Genomic DNA, 17,783 nt, shown 5'->3' with positions numbered 1-17,783 from the left:
GCTACTGGAACGGGACGTCGGCCGTGGCGGCGGCCGGCGCGGCGGACAGCGCCTGCGCGACCAGATCGCGCGTGGACTGGCCCTCCTCCACAGGATGGTGGCACCGGTAGCGGTGATCGGCGCGCGACGCGGCCGTGAAGTCGGGCATGGCCCCGGCGCACACCTCGTCCGCCTTCCAGCACCGGGTACGGAACGGGCACCCCGACGGGGGACGGGTGGCCGAGGGGACGGGGCCCACCAGCGGGATCGGGTCGATGGGGTCCAGGAGACCCGGGGTGGCCGAGAAGAGGGCGCGGGTGTACGGGTGCCGGGAGCTGTCGGTGACCTCGTGAGCCGGTGTCTCCTCCACGATCCGGCCGAGGTACATCGTGATCACCCGGTCGCTCATCCTGCGCACGGTCTGGATGTCGTGCGAGACGAACACCAGGGCCAGGCCCAGACGTTCCTTCAGGTCGAGGAGGAGGTTGAGGATCTGGGCGCGGACCGACACGTCCAGGGCGCTCGTCGGCTCGTCGGCCACCACCAGGTCGGGGTCCAGGGCCAGTGCGCGGGCGATGGCCACGCGCTGGCGCTGGCCGCCGGAGAGCTGGCCCGGCAGACCGTCGGCCAGCACCCGCGGCAGGCCCACCAGCTCCATCAGCTCCCTGACCCGCTCCTCCCGCTCGGCCGGGGTTCCGCGCTTGTGGACGTCCAGCGGGTCCCGCAGGATCTGCCGGATCGTCAGACGGCGGTTCAGGGCGGTCGACGGGTCCTGGAAGATCATGCCGGTGCTGGCGCCGACGGTCTCGCGCCGTTCGGTGGGGCTCAGCGACCAGAGGTCCCGGCCGCCGAACGTCACCGTGCCGGACGTCGGCCGCTGCACCCCCACCAGCACCTTGGCGAGCGTCGACTTGCCGCACCCGGACTCGCCCACCACACCGACCGTCTCGCCGGGCGCGATGGAGAGGTCGGCGCCGGTCAGCGCGTACACCCGGTCGCGGGTGAACAGACCACCGGTGCGGGCCTTGTGGACGACATGGGCGTCGGAGAGGGCCAGCAGGGGGTTCCCGTTCCGGGAGAGTGGCCTGGTCCCCTCGGCCGACGGCAGGCCGTCTTCGCCTGTCGGCGTGTTCAATTCACGACCTCGCTTCCGGTCGGCTCCGGCGTCAGGTCGATCGCCGGATGGTGGCAGGCCGTCAGGTGATTGCGGTTCCCCAGCAGTTCGGGCGGCGTCTCACGGCAGCGCTCGCTCGCCATCGGGCAGCGGTCGGCGAACCGGCAGCCGATCGGGAAGTCCGAGGGGGAGGGCACGACGCCCTTGATCTGCGTCATCCGCTCGGCCGCGGTCTCCAGCGAGAGGACGCTGCCGAGCAGCCCGCGCGTGTAGTGGTGGGCCGGTTCCTCCACGAGGTCGGCGGTGACCCCCGTCTCGACGATCTGGCCGCCGTACATGACCACGACCCGGTCGGTGACCGCCGAGACCAGCGCCAGGTCGTGCGAGACGAGGATCAGCGCGAAGTCCAGCTCGGCGCGCAGCCGCAGGAGAAGCTCCATGACCTGGGCCTGGACCGTCACGTCGAGGGCCGTCGTCGGCTCGTCGGCGACGATCAGCTTGGGGTCGCGGGACAGGGCCATCGCGATCAGGACGCGCTGGCGCTGGCCACCGGAGAGCTCGTGCGGGTAGCTGCGCAGGGTGCGTTCGGGATCGAGGCCGACCAGATCGAGGAGTTCCGCCGGAGTGCGCCTGCCTCCCCGTCGTACGACCTGTTTGAGCTGCGCCTTGATCGTCATCGCCGGGTTCAGCGACGACAGCGCGTCCTGGTAGATCATCGCCATCTCGTGGCCGAGGAGCCGGCGCTTCACGCGCATCGGCTCGCCGATCAACTGCCGCTGGTTGAACCGGACATGGCCGCTGACCCGGGCGCCCTTCGGCTCCAGGCCCATCAGCGTCAGCGCGGTCAGCGACTTGCCACAACCGGACTCGCCGACCAGCCCGAGCACCTCACCCGGCCGCACCTCGAAACTGATGCCGTCGACGATGTCCACACCCCCGTGGCGGGCGTCGAAGCCGATGGCCAGGTTCTCGACGGCCAGGACGGGCAGCGCGCCCTCGGGAAGCGGGCGGGCCCGGTCGCGGAGCCGCCGGGCGGCCTCGGTGAGCCCCGGCAGCGCCAGGACCTTCCCGCTGCCGGGCTCGGGGGCCTCCAGCCGGTCCTTCGCCTCGCGCGCGGGGACGTCCCGGGCGGCGGGCGCGGCCCACGCGTCCGAGACGCCCTCGGAGAGGATGTTCAGCGACAGCACGGTGACCAGCATCAGCAGGCCCGGGAAGACCGTGGCCCACCAGCCGCCGGTCAGCACCATGTTCTTGCCGTCCGCGATGACGCTGCCCCAGGACGGGTCCGGGGGCCGCACGCCCGCGCCGATGAACGACAGCGAGGCCTCGAAGACGATGGCCTCGGCGACCTGCACCGTGCAGAACACCAGGATCGGGGCGGCGCAGTTGACGGCCACGTGCCTGATGACGATGTGCGGGGTGCGGGCGCCGATGACGTGCTCGGCGGTGACGTAGTCCTCGCCGTACTGGGCGAGGACGTTCGCCCGTACGACCCTCGCCACTGACGGAGTGAACAGGAAGGCGATCGCGCAGATCAGCACCGTGATCCCGCCGCCGAACACGGCGACCAGGACGGCGGCCAGCGCGATACCGGGGAACGCCATGACCACGTCCAGGCAGCGCATCAGCGTCTCGTCGACCGCCTTGCGCGAGGTCGCGGCGACCGCGCCGAGGAGCGCGCCCACCACGAGGGCGAGCGCGGTGGCGCCCAGCCCGATCGCGAGGGACCAGCGGGCGCCGTACATCAGCCGGCTCATGATGTCCCGGCCGAGGCTGTCCTGCCCCATCCAGTGGCTCGCGGACGGGGCGCCGGTGCCGCCGACCAGCGACTGCTGGTCGAGCGGGTCGTCCGGGGCGAGCAGCGGCGCGAAGACCGCGACCAGGACCACCAGGACCAGGAAGCAGACGGCGATCCTGGACAGCAGGGGCAGCCGGCGCCGGCCGCGCAGCCGGATGCCGGGCCGGGACAGGGCGTCCGTGAGACGTTTGCGATGGAACGGCGTGAACATCAGGTCGCCTCCCTCAGCCGCGGGTTGACCAGCAGATACAGGATGTCGATGGCGAGGTTCACGACGACGAAGCCGATGGCCGTGGTCAGGACGACGCCCTGTACGACCGCCGGGTCGCCGTTCTTCACGGCGTCGATCATCAGCTTCCCCATGCCGGGCAGCGAGAAGATCGTCTCGATGACGACCGCCCCGCCGAGCAGATAGCCCACCCGCAGCCCGAGCACGGTCAGCGGGTTCATCAGGGCGTTGCGCAGGACGTTGCGGCCGACCACCACGTGCGGCGGCAGGCCGCTGCCGATCGCCGTCCGCACGTAGTCCTTGTCGAGCTCCTCGACCACCGAGGTCCGCACGATCCGGGTGAGCTGCGCGGCGACCGGCAGGGACAGCGCGAGCGCGGGCAGCGTCATGGTCTTGAGCCAGCCGGTCACCGAGTCCTCCGGGTTGATGTACCCGCCGGTCGGGAACCAGCCCAGGTCGACGGCCAGGTACTGGATCATCAGCAGCGCCAGCCAGAAGCCGGGCGCCGCGACGCCCGTGAGCGAAACGACGCGGATGACCTGGTCGGGCAGCCGGTCGCGGTAGATGGCGGCGGTGACCCCGCCGAGCAGCGAGAGGACGACCGCGATGCCGAGGCCCAGGAAGGTGAGCTGAAGGGTGAGCGGCAGTGCGGTGGTGATCTGCTGGAGCACCGGTTCCCTGGTCAGCGCACTGGTGCCCAGGTCGCCGTGCAACAGGTCGCCCAGGAAGGAGAAGTAGCGGACGGGGAAGGGATCGAGGAGGCCGTTGCGCTCCCGGAACTCGTTGAGCTGCTGCGGAGTCGGGTTGGCGCCCTGGAAGAACGCGGACGCCGGGTCGACGTCCGAGAACCGCATCACGATGAACACGAACAGGACGATCCCGAGCATCAGCGGTACGAGCAGGGCGACGCGGCGGAGCAGGATTCTTGCGACGGTGACCACGTGCTGACTACCTCCGTTCTACGCCCACTTGGCTTGCAGGAGGTTGATTCCGGGGTACGGCTGTGCCCTTATCCCCGCGAGCCTGCGCGGGTTCCAGGCCGTCATCAGCTCGTTGTGCACGACCGGATAGAGCACGGCCTGTTCGGCGACGACGTCGATGTAGTCCTGGATCATCGTCTTCTTCCTGGTGGCGTCCGGCTCGCGCGTCGCCTGGGCCATGTCCTTGAAGAGCTTCCTGGCGACGGGGTCGCCGCTCCAGCGGGCATAGCCCATCCACAGGTTCTGCGGGCCGTAGTTGTAGTGCATGATCAGGTCGGCGTCGACGCCGAACTGGTTGGGGTTCGAGGCGGCGGCGACCACTTGGTAGTCCTGCTTCTGGTCCATTTTCGTGAAGACGGCCGTCGTCTCCTGCGGGTCGAGCGTCGTTCTGACGCCGATCGCGTCCCAGGAGGCCTTGATGGTCGGCAGGCAGTCGACGATCCAGCTGACGTTGACCGCCATGATGGAGACCTTCAGCCCGGTGACCCCGGCCTCGGCCAGCAGCCGCTTCGCCCTCACCGGGTCGTACGCGTAGACGGTCCTCGCCGGCCGGTAGCTCGGGTTGCCCTCGTTGAGGAACGAACTCGACGCCCTGCCATGCCCCTTGAGGGCGACCTCGATCAGCTTGTCCGTGTCGATGGCGTAGTGCAGCGCCTGCCGCACCCGTACGTCGTCGAAGGGTTCGCGCTGGGTGTTGAACATCAGGAAGAGGTTGTTCATCCCCGCGGCGCCCTGGACGGTCATGCCGCCCTGCCTGAGCTGCTGGATGTTGGCGTACGGGATGTTGTCCGCGATCGGTGCCCCGGCGCTCGCCCCCGAGACCTTCGCGACCCGGGGCGCGGCGTCCACCATGGTCAGCCAGTTCATCTTCTTGAAGGCCGCCCTGCGCGGGCCGTTGTAGTCGGGGAACGCGGCGAAGGTGGTGTTCGACTTCGGGTGGTGGGCGGCCTGCCGGTAGGGGCCCGAGCCGATCGCCTTGCCGCGGATCGCGTCGTCCCACGCGCCGGGCCGGGAGAAGACGTGCTTCGGCATGACCTTCGCGAGCGTGAGCCGTGAAACCCCCTCGGGAAAGGGGAAGTTGAGGACCAGCTCGACGTTCATCGCGTCGATCTTCCTGACCTCGCGCAGCCAGCTCGCGAAGAAGCCCTTGCCGAGGGTCTGTGTCCCGGGGTCCAGGATCCGGTCGAACACGAAGACCACGTCGTCGGCGGTGACGGGCTTCCCGTCGTGGAACCGGGCGCCGGGGCGCAGCTCGAACTTCCAGGACGTGCCGGTGAGGTCGGCGGGGATCCGGGTGGCGAGCGCGGCGTACGGCTCGCGGGTGATCGGGTCCGTGTCGAGCAGGCCCTCGTAGATGTGGTTGTTGGCGGCCATGGAGAAGGCGGACGCCGTCTGCGTCGGATCCCAGCTGCCGTCGTTCCCGTAGCCGATCACGGCCGTCAGCGTCGCGTCGGAGCCGGTTCCGCCGCCCGTGTCGTTCGTCGACTCAGGGCCGCACGCCGAGAGCGAGGAGGCGGCGGCTGCCGCACCCAGCGCACCGGTGTACTTCAGGAGCGACCGGCGGCGCGGCGCCGGAGTGGGGGTCACGTCGCGCACGGTTCCTCCAGTGAGGAGTGGTCCGGTGGGGGGTTCGGTGGGGAGTCCGGTGAGGGGTCCGGTCAGGGGGAGATACGACGTCCTACGTCATAGGGGAGCAGCGCGACCATAAGAGGGGGCGTAAGGGGGGTCAAGGGGACACGCACGAATGGCGTATGTTCCAAAGGTGCGACCAATGGCACCCAAAAGTGTGACCAATTCGCCCGGAAAGTAAGCCTGATTGACGTTTCTTCATCCCGGAGGTGGGACGTCGGATGTCCAGCGAGCGTACGATGCGGCGCATGCCCGAGGAGCCCGGTGGCCGTCGCGGACCCGGGCGCGGGGTGAGCGGCCAGGTCCGGCACGAGGTCGTCCAGCTGATCCTCGACCGGGAACTGCGGGCCGGTGCGCCGCTGCCGACCGAGACGGAGCTGATGGAGGACCTCGGCGTCAGCCGCAACTCCGTCCGCGAGGCCCTCAAGGCACTCCAGGCCCTCGACATAGTCGACATAAGACACGGCTACGGCACCTACGTCGGCGAGGCGTCGCTGACGCCGCTGGTGGACGGCCTGACGTTCCGTACGCTCGCCCGGTCCGGCGACGACGCGAGCGCGCTGGCCGAGATACTCCAGGTCCGCGAGGTACTGGAGGAGGGGCTGATCCGCCGGGTCGCGGGCACCCTCTCCGAGCCCGAGCTCGACGGCCTCGAATCCGTCGTGACCCGGATGGAGACCGCGGGGCGTGAGGGCGGTCCCTTCGCCGAACTCGACCGCGAATTCCACGAGTTGCTGTACGCCTCGCTCGGCAACGCGCTCGTCCCGCAGCTTCTCGGCGCCTTCTGGGCCGTCTTCCGCCGCGTCTCGGGAGTCCGCGGCTGGACCGACGACCCGGCCCCCGAGGTCACCGTCCGCCGCCACCGCGACATCGTCACCGCCCTGCGCGCCCACGACGTCGAGGGCGCGCAGCGGGCGATGGCCGTCCACTTCCGGGGCGTCGAGGCGCGGGCCGCGCAGGAGTCGCGAGGGGTGAGCTGATCCGGTGACCGAGCCTCAGCCCTGGAACCCGGACGGCGCGGGCGTCCTGCGCCTCCCCTCCGGCCGCCTGGTACGGGGCCGCGCGCTGCGCCGCCCGCTCGACCCGGCGGCGCCGGTCCCCTCGTACGCCGTCCATCTGCTCGGCCGGCGGCCGCCCGAGGTGCCCTGGGAGTCGAGCTGGATCCGCTGGCCGGACTTCCGCCTCCCGGCGGACCGCGCGCTCGCCCGCGAGACGCTGGCCGGGGCCTGGCGCCGGTCGGCGGCCGAGCGGGTCGAGATCGCCTGCGGCGGGGGCAGGGGCCGTACCGGGACGGCACTGGCGTGCCTCGCGGTCCTGGACGGCGTGCCCGCGGACGAGGCCGTGGACTACGTGCGGCGCAACTACGACCGGCGGGCGGTGGAGACGCCCTGGCAGCGGGGGTACGTGCGGGGCTTCACGGGGTGACGACGGCAGCTCACAACTGCCGGACCATGACGTAGCGGTCACCGCCCGGCCCGAAGTAGTCCTTCTGGAGATCTCCCTCGGTGGTGAAGTCCAGGGATTTGTAGAGGTCGATGGCGGTGTCGTTCTCGGGGGCCACCGACAGCCGTACGGTGTGGACGCCGTCGGCGCGCAGGAGGTCCAGGACCCGCAGCATGAGCCGTCGGCCGAGGCCGCGTCCTCGCCGGTCCCGGGTGATGCCGAGGCCCAGCACACAACTGTTGCCGTCCACCGCCGTACCGGCCAGGACGTACCCCTGGATGCCCTTGCCGTCGTCGATGACGAGGAAGTGCCTGGAGTAGAGGTCGTAGAACTGGCGCATCACGGTGTAGGAGTACGAGTCCCGCTCGAAGAGTTCCTGGTCGAGCAGGGTGGTGGCCTCCAGGTCGGACAACTCCACGCCCCTCATCCGCGGCGGGGGATCCTCGGGAACGCTCTTCGACGCGTCCGGTACAGCTGTCATGCCGCCCCCTGGTGAGATGCGGAGGTGAGTTGACCTCATATGGGTGAATGCGTGTCGAACGGCCTGCTTCCTGCCAATCGTGCCAATCGGTCGATTAAGCGGAGGTCCGACCAGCATTACTTGGCTGCTCGCGGCTGACCAAGGGCGGTTCCGGACCAAAAATCCTTTCGTTTCGCCGCGTCCCTTCGTGTCGTGGGACCGCTACAACATGGCGAACGCGGGTGCAGGATGTCGGGGTCGCGGTACGGTGGAAGGATGGACTTGAGATCTCCCGAGAGCCTCCCTATGCTCAACGCCGATGCGCCTTGGGATGCCTTCGATCCGGATGCCTACTTCGATCACAATTACCGTGACGTGCTCGCAGCCGACGCGGAGATCGTCGAGCTGGTAGGCCGGTACTTCTCTGATCATTTTCGAGGGAAACTCAATCGTCCTGTTCTGGGTATTGACGTCGGCGCGGGGGCGAACCTGTATCCGGCGCTCTCCATGCTTCCCTGGTGCCGCGAGATCACCCTTCTTGAGCGGTCGCCGAAGAACGTGGAGTATTTGAACCGCCAACTGCGCGACTTCGAGCCGGAGTGGGGCAGGTTCTGGAAGCTGCTGTGCGACCAGGACGAGGCGTACCGCGCAGTCGACGCGGACCGGAGAGCACGGTTCCGCCAGGTGGTCCGGGTCCGGGAGGCCGATCTGTTCGGCCTGGAGGACCGGAATCCGCTCAGCCCGCGCCCGCGTCAGGAGCGCTACCAGATCGGCACGATGTTCTTCGTCGCCGAGTCGCTGTCCAGTTCCCATGACGAGTTCCGGCGTGCGGTCGAGTGCTTCGTACGCGCTCTCGCTCCCGGTGCTCCTTTCGCCGCCGCCTTCATGGAGGGCTCGAAGGGATATCACGTCGGCGACCGGTTCTTCCCGGCCTGTGATGTCAACGAATTGCAGGTCGATGAAATCCTCGACGAGTTCGCGGAGAACGTGACGTACCACCGGCTGGGCGAAGTGCGTCCCGGGCACACGGGGATCATCCTTGCCCTCGGGCATCGCAAGCCGCATTCCGTCGCCCTTTTCAGATGGCTGAAGCGGATGCTCCGGCGCGACGCCTGAATTCAGCAGGCATATTCGGCCGGGAAGCGGCACTACCTGTGTGAGGGGGCATGGGGATGCAGATCAAGCCACGTCAGCACCTGTTGGATATCTGGCAGGCGATTGCCAGGCACTCATTCGACGACGGAAAGTGGGTCTGGGGGGAATGGGGAGGTCGCAGCAGTGTCGCGGACGCCGAGCGGCTGCTGTGTCTCATGTATCCAGCGACCGAGATCCCCGCGTTCCGCCTCGATGAGCCGGACACCACCCAGCGCGACATCGAAAAGGTCCTGAAGCGGGTCGGGGGACGCCTGGAGATCCCCGGGAATCTCGTCACGGTGCTCGGCCAGTTCATGGAGATGCACACCGGACCCGACGGCAAGCCCACATTCGCCGGTGGCTACTACTTCAACAGCCAGGACGAGAACGAGGAAGTCACCCAGGAACAAGGGGAGTTGGGCGTTGTCGACGCCTTCTCCATGTCGATCACGCTCTGTCTGGCCACGCTCGGATTCCTCAAGATCTACGAAGAGAAGACCTCGCGAACGGACATGAAGAAGTCCATCGCGGAACTCCGGGAGGCCACCAGTGTCCGGCTGACCGCCGCGATGGTCAGCCTGCTGCGCTCCTTCGCCGTCAACGTCTTCGACCCCGACTCCCCGCAGGGACAGCGGCTGCGCCGCCTTGTCGGACAGGGCCGGCTGTCCGAGCGGGCCGTCCTCCAGCAGTTCCAGCGCCGCTTCAAGCCGCTGCGCGCCACGATCACCGAGGGCCTCACCCTCGGCGTCGACGTCGAGGACGGGCTCAGGGACGACAGCCAGCTCTTCGAGTGCGGCTGGGCCTGGGGGCTGGTGAAGGACGCGCCGGAAGTGGAGATCACGACGCCGGAGGGGGAGCCCGACGAACGGATCGCCCAGCCCGACGGCGTCGCCGACTCCGTGCCCTACCTCTACTTCACCGTGGTCGCACTCGACGGCATCCAGGACCTGTTCTCGGACCGCTCCCTCACCCTCGGCCTGCTCACCCCCGAACAGCAGACGCTCGCCGGCGCGCTCAGGCTGCGCTGGGAGATCACCCAGCAGTACTGGTCGGGGATCGCCCGCTTCGACCCGGACCGCTGGCCGCTGGAGGACCTCCCCTGGCGTACGACGGGACAGCGGCTGGAGTCCGACTACTTCTCGCTGTCCGTCGCGGCCATCGTCGTCCACGACCTGGTCCGGCGACGCGCCACCGACGACGACCTCACCCGCACCGTCACCGTCATGGAACGCCTGGCCGAACGCGGCCGTGTCACCAGCCGCATGGCCGTCGACGACCCGGCCGTCCAGCTCCACAGCCCGGGTGTCACCCTGCCGCTCCAGGGCAGCGAGCGGGCGGGCCCGCCGCTGTGCTGGACGATGACCGACTTCTCCGCCCAGTTGCTCAAACGGACCATCCAGCTCTGCGAGTTGTCCCGCAACATCAGCTCGCACGACCGGCTGTTACGGCTCGCCGAGGACATCCTCGACCACCTCTGGCAGCGGCGTATCCAGGAGGGCGAGGGCACCGGACTCTGGGACAACGTGCACGCGGTCTACCCCGTCGCGCCGCAGAACGGCACGCTGCCGTCCTGGAGCATCACCGAGCGGGTCACCGAGTGCATGGTCGCCGCGCGCAAGCTCTACGAGTCGCGCCCCATCCGCAGTCCCGAACTCACCGTCATGGCGCAGGCGTTGCTCAGCGAGTCGACGCACCTCTTCGGCTTCGAACAGATGGAACACAGCACGGCGGGCGACAGCGAACGGGGCAAGTCGCTCAGGAGCATCGAGATCAGGCTCCGCCGCGCCCGCCGCGTCCTCGACGAACAGCCCGGCACCGCCTGCGCGTTGACGCTCGCCGTGCTCGGTGAACTCGACACCCTGGCCCAGGCCAGGGACGCCGCGGCGCAGGAGGTGTGACCGGTGCTCGTCTTCGCCGCCTCCGACAAGGGAGGCACGGGCCGCTCGGTCACCAGCGCCAACCTCGCCTACCAGCGGGCGATCGCCGGTGACGACGTCTGCTACGTCGACTTCGACTTCGGCTCGCCCACCGCCGCAGCGGTCTTCGACGTCCCCGAGGCGCTGGGCGGGGTCGAGCACGACGGCCTGCACTCCTACATGGAGGGAACGACCGGGGAGCCGGCGAGGGTGGATGTCTGGGCCCGCACCCAGCACCCGGTGCTGCGCAGCAGGCCCAACGGTTCGGGGCGGCTGGTGCTGATGCCGGGCGACCTCAGCGGCGGCGAGTTCGCCACGGACCAGGACACCCTGCGCCGCTGCGTCGACCTCATCCTGCGCCTGAACATCGAGTTCGACCTGATCATCGTGGACCTCAGCGCCGGCCGCAGCTACGCCATGGACATGGTGCTGGAGGCGACGGCCCAGCCCGAACTGCGGGGCGTCGAGGCCCGCTGGCTCGTCTTCCACCGCTGGACCCGGCAGCATGTGATCGCCGCCTCCGGGCTGGCCTTCGGGGCGCACGGCATCCTGGCGGGCGGCGCCGCGCGCGGGCACAGCGAGGAGTTGCTGAGGGATGCGATCCGTTTCGTACGGGCCGCGGTGCCCGACCCCGAGTCGCCGCTGTGGTCCCACGCGTCGCCCGCGCAGGCCACCTGGATGGAGACGTGCAACGAGAACCTCAAGAGGCTGGCTTCCGATCGGAAGATCGGCGACAGCGTGGTGCTGGGCACCGTGCCACTGGAGCCCATCCTTCAGTGGCGTGAGCAGCTCATCACCGAGGAGGACGTGACCTCCACCAAGATCGCCAACAAGGAGACCCTGGAAAAGCTGGAGGAGATCGCCCAACGGCTGACGGACGACGCGTACTGGGGGCAGCGATGACGGAATCCGGATCTACGTCCGCGGTCCCTTCCACCTCCGCATCCACCTCCATCTCCGCATCCGCATCCGCATCCGCGTCCCCGTCCGTGTTCAGGGAGACCACTGCCGAGCCGCGCACCGAGTCCGTGCCGCTGTCCCATCTCTCGCTGGAGCTGGGCCACTTGTACATGGAGGACTTCGAAGCGGGCCCCGAGCGGCTGCGGCGGCATTTCGAGCGGGTCCGGCCTTGGGTGGACGCGGTCCACGCCGACGCCACCGCCCGCGCGAACGGCAAGCGGCCCCGCATCAGCACCTGTTTCCTGATCGACGACTACTTCACCCGCTTCTCCACACCGGCGGATGTCCTGCCCGTGCTGCTCACCGAGGCGGAGCGGGCCGGGCTGAGCATCGACTACCTGGCGAGGGAGTCCGGTTGCGCCGTGGCCGACAAGGTCCCCCTCGCGGAGTCCGTGGCCAACCGGCTGGTCGAGTCCCCGCCGCCAGGCAGTTACGGCCTGCGCCCGCCCGTCGGCCAGACCGGCTGGCTCGCCAACGGGGACCGCACCCCCGCGACGCGCTCCGCGCAGGCGATGAAGGGGGCCGTCGTCTGGCAGCCGCCGCGCGAGACCGCGGCGCGCCGCCACTCCGTCTTCATGGACGTGGAGCTGTGGGACGAGGACAAGGACGGGCGGCGCACCTGGTCCTGCCCCTTCCTCGCGGCCGTCTGGCAGCTGGCCCGGCTCGGCCTGCTCCGCAACGAGGGCGAGGCCGTGTTCCAGCCCAGGGCCCGGCCGTCCGGTGAATTCCCGCGAGAGTGGGACGAGTTGGCGCCGCTGCTCCAACTCAACGCCTCCGCGCCCGCCTTCAGCGCCTACCGCACCTGCTCCGTGCTGCCGTCCCGGTTCCTGCCCGTCGAGCACGCCGTGCGCGTCATCCTCGACCAGACCGACGTACACCCGGGCGCACTGCGCCAGGTGGCCGCACGGTCCGCCCAGGAGGGGACAGCGGTGCCGGAGTCGGTCGCGGACCGTGTCTCGTACGTCTTCTACGCGGGGCTGTGACATGGGGGCCCCGGGGGACGTCACGCGCACGGTGCTGGTCTGCGGAGAAGTGCGCACCGGACTGCTGCCGACGTTCGAGCCGCTGGACGTCCGGGCCGCCGAGCAACTCCTCAGACTGCGCGCCGACGAACTGGTCCTCGTCTCCAAGCGGCCCAATCTGTACGTGCTGTCGCCGGAGACCCTCACCGGAGTGGACTGCCGGCTGCCCACCTCCAACGGCGCCAAGGTCCGGGCCGTCGGAACGGTCGCCGCCCGTGCCGCGCTCACCGAAGGCCGCCTCCTCCAGGCCGACGCGTACTTCCGCGCTCCCGCGTCAGGACCCGACGAGCGGCGGCCCTGGGGCCACTACCTCGTACGCCCCGGAACGGTCGAGCCCTTGGGGAAGCTTCCCCAGGAGACCGCGGCCCAGGGCGCTCTGGCGGGAAGCGGCCGGGGCGAGCTCGATCTCGGACTGATCGCCGAGAACCTGCTCGCGAGACTTCTGCGCCACAAGCTGGTCGTCCACAGGACGCCGATGAAGTCCCAGTACACCCGCCTGCGTTGGGTGGCGCTGCCCGCGGCGGACGGCGAGGGCGCCTCCATCGAACGGTTCACGCTCGCCGAGGACGAGTTGAGGACCGTACGGCTGAGGGTCCCGGAGGGCGTGGAACCGGCAGCCGTGGCCGGGCTGTGCGAGGACCTCGCCCTGCACGACTGGCTGTTGACGACCATCGTACGACTGCTCGACAGTAGTCGGCCCGGACCGGCGAGCCGAGCGAGCAAGGCGGATGAGGCGAACGAGGCGGACGCCGCGCTGGCGCTGCGCCCCGCCGTCGAGCATCTGCTGCACCTGTGGATGCCGGGAGCGCGGGTGCACCACGTGCTTGCTCCGCTGTGGGAGGTGCTGGAACGGGAACCGGGTTTCAGCCGCCAGTGGCACACGCTGGTCCAGCGCATCCGGGACCAACTGGCCGTGCAGGCCATCCCATTGCTGCGCGCGGCACTGACGCCACGCTGAGGACAGGAACGACCGACCGGACTTCGACGAGGTCCCGCGGAATCCCAACGGGGGGAAGAGAAGAGATGAGCAGCGCATCACAAGTCACCCACACCCAGGGCGCTCAGCCGACAGGCGGCAGCCCCGACTCATCGCGGTTGTTCCAGAAGCTCCTGATCACGGTCGTGGTGGGCGGCATCGTCTACGTGCTCACCAACGTGCTCAAGCCGGAGCAGAACGAGGTGTGGAAGCTGGTCCTGTCCGTCCTCGTCAGCGGGGCGGTGCTGATCGTGCAGTACATGTTCACCTTCGCCCAGCAGCTCACCGACCTGAAGGCGGACCTGGCGCGGCACAACCACGAGATGCGGGAGGTGATCGACAAGAGCTTCGCCCGGATCAGCGAGGCGACCGAACTGTTCAGTGAGGTCGAGGTGTTACGCAAGGACGGTGTGCCGCAGCTGGCCAGCAGCGCCACGAAGGTCGTCGCGATGGCCCCGGAGATCATGCGCACCTTCGCCCGCGGGGAGATCAGCCGCCTCGCCGCACTGATGGACGATCTGACCGACCGGAGCGCCGACTGCCCAGGGGAGAACAACGACTGGCTCCTCGGACTCACCAAGTGCGCGCAGGAGACCATCGACGCCATCAGCACCTCCGTCGACCGGGACTTCTGGAGCAGTGAGCCCGCGGGCCGTTATCTGCTGGCGCAGCGGGACGCGATCGAGATGCGCGGGGTCAAGGTGCGGCGGCTGTTCATCGTGGAGAAGCGCGAGGACATCGACGACTTGGCCCAGCTCCGCCGCGAGCAGGAGGAACTCGACATCGACGTCAGGGTGGTGGTGCTGTCCGACCTGTCGCCCAACATCCGCCGCGGCACGACGAACGACTTCATCATCTTCGACGGGACGATGTGCTACGAGGTCGACCCGGACCCGTACCACGTGAACGCCAGGACCACGCTCAACTCGCGGGAGCAGCACGTCAACGAGCGGATCCAGCGTTTCAACAAGCTCTGGGACGCCGTACAGGCTCCGGAGCCGTCCGCTGATCCGGAGTGACGTCCGGAGTGACGTCGGTGTCGGGGCGCCGGGGCGGGGCGTCCCGGCGCTCGGCCCGGACCGGGCCCACGTCCCTCAGGAGCAGTTTGGACACAGGCCCCGGTAGGTGACCTCGACCTCGGAGACCGTGAAGCCGAAGCGCTCCTCCTGGGGGAGGGCGGCCAGCGGGTTGCCGGAGGGGTGGACGTCGCGGATGGTGCCGCAGTTCGAGCAGACCAGGTGCTGGTGCGGGTGGTGCGCGTTCGGGTCGTAGCGCTTGGCGCGGCCGTCGGTGGAGACCTCAAGCACCTCGCCGAGCGAGACCAGCTCGCCCAGGGCGTTGTAGACCGTCGCCCGGGAGATCTCCGGCAGCCGCTGGGCCGCGCGGGCGTGCACCTCGTCGGCCGTGAGGTGCACGTGTTCGCCGTCGAGTACCTCCGCAACGACACGTCGCTGGGAAGTCATCCGCCAGCCACGTCCTCGCAGTCGCTCCAGCAGGTCACTCATATCGGTTCACCTATTCAGGTTCAGTGGGATGCCTGGAGTTTACCGGTTGACGTCCGGGTCCCCGGAGATGGGCTTGGCCCGCTTCTTGACTTGGACTCGGTCCATCGTAGGATCGGTTCCGGCGATAGCCAAGGGACAGGAAGACTCCAGTACGGCATGAGACAGAGACGTGACGGGACCACCTCGGCTTCGAGGCGATCCATCCCCTCCGGGATGCGCGGTCGCGCGGGCCATATCTCCCCTCATGCGGTGTGTGAGAACCGCCACAGGCCGTCGAGACCTGGGTCCCCGACTCCGCCGCCGGCCACCACAGACTTCGTACCCCCGTCAGACCGTTCCACCGCCCGCACCCCCTGAGCACCGTGATCCGCCAGGTCCGGAAGGATTTTCATGACTGAGAACCACGACGCAATCGTCACCGACTCGAAAACGGAGGGTGGAGGCGGCTGCCCGGTCGCGCACGACCGTGCCCCCCACCCGACCCAGGGCGGCGGAAACCGCCAGTGGTGGCCGGAGCGGCTCAACCTGAAGATCCTCGCGAAGAACCCGGCGGTGGCCAACCCGCTCGGTGAGGACTTCGACTACGCCGCCGCGTTCAAGACCCTCGACCTGTCTGCCGTCAAGGCCGACATCGCCGCGGTGCTCACGGACTCGCAGGACTGGTGGCCGGCCGACTTCGGCCACTACGGCCCGTTCATGATCCGGATGGCCTGGCACAGCGCGGGCACCTACCGCATCAGCGACGGCCGCGGCGGCGCCGGTGCCGGTCAGCAGCGCTTCGCCCCCCTCAACAGCTGGCCGGACAACGGCAACCTCGACAAGGCCCGCCGTCTGCTGTGGCCGGTGAAGAAGAAGTACGGCCAGAGCCTCTCCTGGGCCGACCTCATGATCCTCACCGGCAACGTCGCCCTGGAGTCGATGGGCTTCGAGACCTTCGGCTTCGCCGGTGGCCGCGCCGACGTCTGGGAGCCCGACGAGGACGTCTACTGGGGCCCCGAGACCACCTGGCTCGACGACCAGCGCTACACCGGCGACCGCGAGCTGGAGAACCCGCTCGGCGCCGTCCAGATGGGCCTCATCTACGTCAACCCCGAGGGCCCGAACGGCAACCCGGACCCGCTGGCCGCGGCCCGCGACATCCGTGAGACGTTCCGCCGGATGGCGATGAACGACGAGGAGACGGTCGCCCTGATCGCGGGCGGTCACACCTTCGGCAAGACCCACGGTGCCGGCCCGGCGGACGCCGTCGGCGACGACCCCGAGGCCGCCCCGATCGAGGCGCAGGGCTTCGGCTGGAAGAGCAGCTACGGCACCGGCAAGGGCGGCGACGCGATCACCAGTGGCCTGGAGGTCACCTGGACGCAGACGCCGACCATGTGGAGCAACTACTTCTTCCAGAACCTGTTCGGCTACGAGTGGGAGCTGACGTCCAGCCCCGCCGGCGCCAACCAGTGGGTGGCCAAGGACGGCGCGGGCGCGGGCACCATCCCCGACGCGCACGACCCGTCGAAGTCCAAGGCTCCGACGATGCTGACCACCGACCTCGCGCTGAGGATCGACCCGGCCTACGAGCAGATCTCGCGGCGCTTCTACGAGAACCCCGCCGAGTTCGCCGACGCCTTCGCCCGCGCGTGGTTCAAGCTGACCCACCGCGACCTGGGCCCGATCGTGCGCTACCTCGGCGCGGAGGTACCGTCCGAGGAGCTGATCTGGCAGGACCCGCTGCCCGCGGTCACCCACGAGCTCGTCGACGCCACGGACATCGCCGCCCTCAAGGCGCAGATCCTCGCCTCGGGCCTCTCGGTCTCCCAGCTCGTGTCCACCACGTGGGCGGCCACCTCGTCCTTCCGTGGCAGCGACAAGCGCGGCGGCGCCAACGGTGCGCGCATCCGTCTCCAGCCGCAGAGCGGCTGGGAGGTCAACGAGCCGGACCAGCTCGCCACGGTGCTGCGCACCCTGGAGGGCATCCAGGAGTCCTTCAACGCGGGCGGCAAGCAGATCTCGCTCGCCGACCTGATCGTCCTCGCCGGTGCCGCGGGTGTCGAGAAGGCCGCCAAGGACGCCGGCTACGACGTCGAGGTCCCCTTCACGCCGGGCCGCGTGGACGCCACGCAGGAGCAGACGGACATCGAGTCCTTCGCCGCGCTCGAGCCGACCGCCGACGGTTTCCGCAACTACCTCGGCAAGGGCAACCGCCTCCCCGCCGAGTACCTGCTGATCGACAAGGCGAACCTGCTGAACCTGAGCGCGCCCGAGCTGACGGTCCTCGTCGGCGGCCTGCGCGTCCTGGGCGCCAACTACGGCGACTCCAAGCTCGGCGTCCTCACCGACACCCCCGGGTCCCTGACCAACGACTTCTTCGTCAACCTGCTCGAACTGGGCACGACGTGGTCGGCGACGTCCGAGGACCAGAACACCTTCGAGGGCCGCGACGCCTCGGGCCAGGTCAAGTGGACCGGCACCCGTGCCGACCTGGTCTTCGGCTCCAACTCCGAGCTGCGCGCGCTCGCCGAGGTCTACGCGAGCGACGACGCGAAGGAGAAGTTCGTGAACGACTTCGTCGCGGCGTGGACCAAGGTCTCGAACCTGGACCGGTTCGACCTGGTCTGATCGACATTTGACCGGACATGACGTCCGG

General features: G+C 69.3%; 15 protein-coding genes. 9 read left to right on the top strand and 6 right to left on the bottom strand.

The window, feature by feature from the left end; genetic code table 11:
- Position 1: 1 nt before the first annotated feature.
- Genes ACIP79_RS30580 through ACIP79_RS30565 form a run of 4 tightly spaced genes read right to left on the bottom strand, consistent with a single transcriptional unit; the run spans position 2 to position 5,696 of the window.
- The gene (locus tag ACIP79_RS30580; RefSeq protein WP_401228467.1) at positions 2–1,087 is read right to left on the bottom strand and encodes an oligopeptide/dipeptide ABC transporter ATP-binding protein; all 1,086 of its coding nucleotides are present in this window, start codon (positions 1,085–1,087) and stop codon (positions 2–4) included.
- A 23-nt stretch (positions 1,088–1,110) separates the two neighbouring features.
- Positions 1,111–3,102: a dipeptide/oligopeptide/nickel ABC transporter permease/ATP-binding protein gene (locus ACIP79_RS30575; RefSeq protein ID WP_401228326.1), complete on the bottom strand. Its 1,992-nt coding sequence runs from the start codon at positions 3,100–3,102 to the stop codon at positions 1,111–1,113.
- A complete protein-coding gene (locus ACIP79_RS30570) occupies positions 3,102–4,061 on the bottom strand; it encodes an ABC transporter permease (RefSeq protein WP_401228324.1) in 960 nt (319 codons plus the stop codon). The genes ACIP79_RS30575 and ACIP79_RS30570 overlap by 1 nt, the downstream gene beginning before the upstream one ends.
- 18 nt (positions 4,062–4,079) lie before the next feature.
- Positions 4,080–5,696 (bottom strand): ABC transporter substrate-binding protein, encoded by a 1,617-nt coding sequence (locus ACIP79_RS30565; protein ID WP_401228322.1) that lies wholly within the window; start codon positions 5,694–5,696, stop codon positions 4,080–4,082.
- A gap of 272 nt (positions 5,697–5,968) precedes the next feature.
- On the opposite strand from ACIP79_RS30565, the gene ACIP79_RS30560 reads away from it, so the two are divergent.
- Both ACIP79_RS30560 and ACIP79_RS30555 read left to right on the top strand, forming a co-directional pair.
- Complete coding sequence (locus ACIP79_RS30560) at positions 5,969–6,709, top strand: FadR/GntR family transcriptional regulator (protein WP_401228465.1); 741 nt, start codon at positions 5,969–5,971, stop codon at positions 6,707–6,709.
- 4 nt (positions 6,710–6,713) lie between these two features.
- A complete protein-coding gene (locus ACIP79_RS30555) occupies positions 6,714–7,154 on the top strand; it encodes a protein phosphatase (protein WP_401228321.1) in 441 nt (146 codons plus the stop codon).
- A 10-nt stretch (positions 7,155–7,164) separates the two neighbouring features.
- On the opposite strand, the gene ACIP79_RS30550 is transcribed toward ACIP79_RS30555, so the two are convergent.
- Positions 7,165–7,653: a GNAT family N-acetyltransferase gene (locus tag ACIP79_RS30550; protein WP_401228319.1), complete on the bottom strand. Its 489-nt coding sequence runs from the start codon at positions 7,651–7,653 to the stop codon at positions 7,165–7,167.
- A gap of 285 nt (positions 7,654–7,938) precedes the next feature.
- Here ACIP79_RS30550 and ACIP79_RS30545 point away from each other — a divergent pair, with 285 nt between their 5' ends.
- The 6 genes from ACIP79_RS30545 to ACIP79_RS30520 all read left to right on the top strand — a co-directional run bounded on the left by ACIP79_RS30545 (position 7,939) and on the right by ACIP79_RS30520 (position 14,659).
- Positions 7,939–8,748, top strand: a complete 810-nt coding sequence (locus tag ACIP79_RS30545) for an SCO2525 family SAM-dependent methyltransferase (protein WP_401228317.1) — start codon at positions 7,939–7,941, stop codon at positions 8,746–8,748.
- 56 nt (positions 8,749–8,804) lie between these two features.
- Positions 8,805–10,664 (top strand): SCO2524 family protein, encoded by a 1,860-nt coding sequence (locus ACIP79_RS30540; RefSeq protein ID WP_401228316.1) that lies wholly within the window; start codon positions 8,805–8,807, stop codon positions 10,662–10,664.
- Between the two features lie 3 nt (positions 10,665–10,667).
- Positions 10,668–11,585 (top strand): SCO2523 family variant P-loop protein, encoded by a 918-nt coding sequence (locus ACIP79_RS30535; RefSeq protein ID WP_401228314.1) that lies wholly within the window; start codon positions 10,668–10,670, stop codon positions 11,583–11,585.
- Positions 11,586–11,671: 86 nt separating this feature from the next.
- Positions 11,672–12,625, top strand: a complete 954-nt coding sequence (locus ACIP79_RS30530; RefSeq protein WP_401228312.1) for an SCO2522 family protein — start codon at positions 11,672–11,674, stop codon at positions 12,623–12,625.
- A gap of 1 nt (position 12,626) precedes the next feature.
- Complete coding sequence (locus ACIP79_RS30525; RefSeq protein WP_401228310.1) at positions 12,627–13,622, top strand: SCO2521 family protein; 996 nt, start codon at positions 12,627–12,629, stop codon at positions 13,620–13,622.
- 65 nt (positions 13,623–13,687) lie between these two features.
- Positions 13,688–14,659 carry a hypothetical protein gene (locus tag ACIP79_RS30520; protein ID WP_401228308.1) on the top strand — a complete coding sequence of 324 codons (972 nt, stop codon included), beginning with the start codon at positions 13,688–13,690 and terminating at the stop codon, positions 14,657–14,659.
- 75 nt (positions 14,660–14,734) lie between these two features.
- Here ACIP79_RS30520 and ACIP79_RS30515 read toward each other — a convergent pair whose 3' ends face one another.
- The gene (locus ACIP79_RS30515) at positions 14,735–15,145 is read right to left on the bottom strand and encodes a Fur family transcriptional regulator (RefSeq protein WP_401228307.1); all 411 of its coding nucleotides are present in this window, start codon (positions 15,143–15,145) and stop codon (positions 14,735–14,737) included.
- 390 nt (positions 15,146–15,535) lie between these two features.
- Here ACIP79_RS30515 and katG point away from each other — a divergent pair, with 390 nt between their 5' ends.
- On the top strand, positions 15,536–17,755 hold the full coding sequence (gene katG / locus ACIP79_RS30510) for a catalase/peroxidase HPI (protein WP_401228305.1): 2,220 nt from the start codon (positions 15,536–15,538) through the stop codon (positions 17,753–17,755).
- The last annotated feature ends 28 nt before the right edge of the window (positions 17,756–17,783 follow it).

It is taken from the genome of Streptomyces sp. NPDC088747, assembly GCF_044751025.1.
Taxonomy (GTDB): domain Bacteria; phylum Actinomycetota; class Actinomycetes; order Streptomycetales; family Streptomycetaceae; genus Streptomyces.
The sequence above is the reverse complement of the archived record's forward strand: the minus strand, read 5'-3'. Positions and strand labels throughout refer to the sequence as shown.

Excerpts from the sequence above, each read along its gene's own strand:
- ACIP79_RS30520 (WP_401228308.1), top strand. The coding sequence starts at position 13,688 with ATGAGCAGCGCATCACAAGTCACCCACACCCAGGGCGCTCAGCCGACA.
- ACIP79_RS30550 (WP_401228319.1), bottom strand. The coding sequence starts at position 7,653 with ATGACAGCTGTACCGGACGCGTCGAAGAGCGTTCCCGAGGATCCCCCG.
- ACIP79_RS30540 (WP_401228316.1), top strand. The coding sequence starts at position 8,805 with ATGCAGATCAAGCCACGTCAGCACCTGTTGGATATCTGGCAGGCGATT.
- ACIP79_RS30525 (WP_401228310.1), top strand. The coding sequence starts at position 12,627 with ATGGGGGCCCCGGGGGACGTCACGCGCACGGTGCTGGTCTGCGGAGAA.
- ACIP79_RS30545 (WP_401228317.1), top strand. The coding sequence starts at position 7,939 with ATGCTCAACGCCGATGCGCCTTGGGATGCCTTCGATCCGGATGCCTAC.
- ACIP79_RS30560 (WP_401228465.1), top strand. The coding sequence starts at position 5,969 with ATGCGGCGCATGCCCGAGGAGCCCGGTGGCCGTCGCGGACCCGGGCGC.
- katG (WP_401228305.1), top strand. The coding sequence starts at position 15,536 with ATGACTGAGAACCACGACGCAATCGTCACCGACTCGAAAACGGAGGGT.
- ACIP79_RS30515 (WP_401228307.1), bottom strand. The coding sequence starts at position 15,145 with ATGAGTGACCTGCTGGAGCGACTGCGAGGACGTGGCTGGCGGATGACT.
- ACIP79_RS30575 (WP_401228326.1), bottom strand. The coding sequence starts at position 3,102 with ATGTTCACGCCGTTCCATCGCAAACGTCTCACGGACGCCCTGTCCCGG.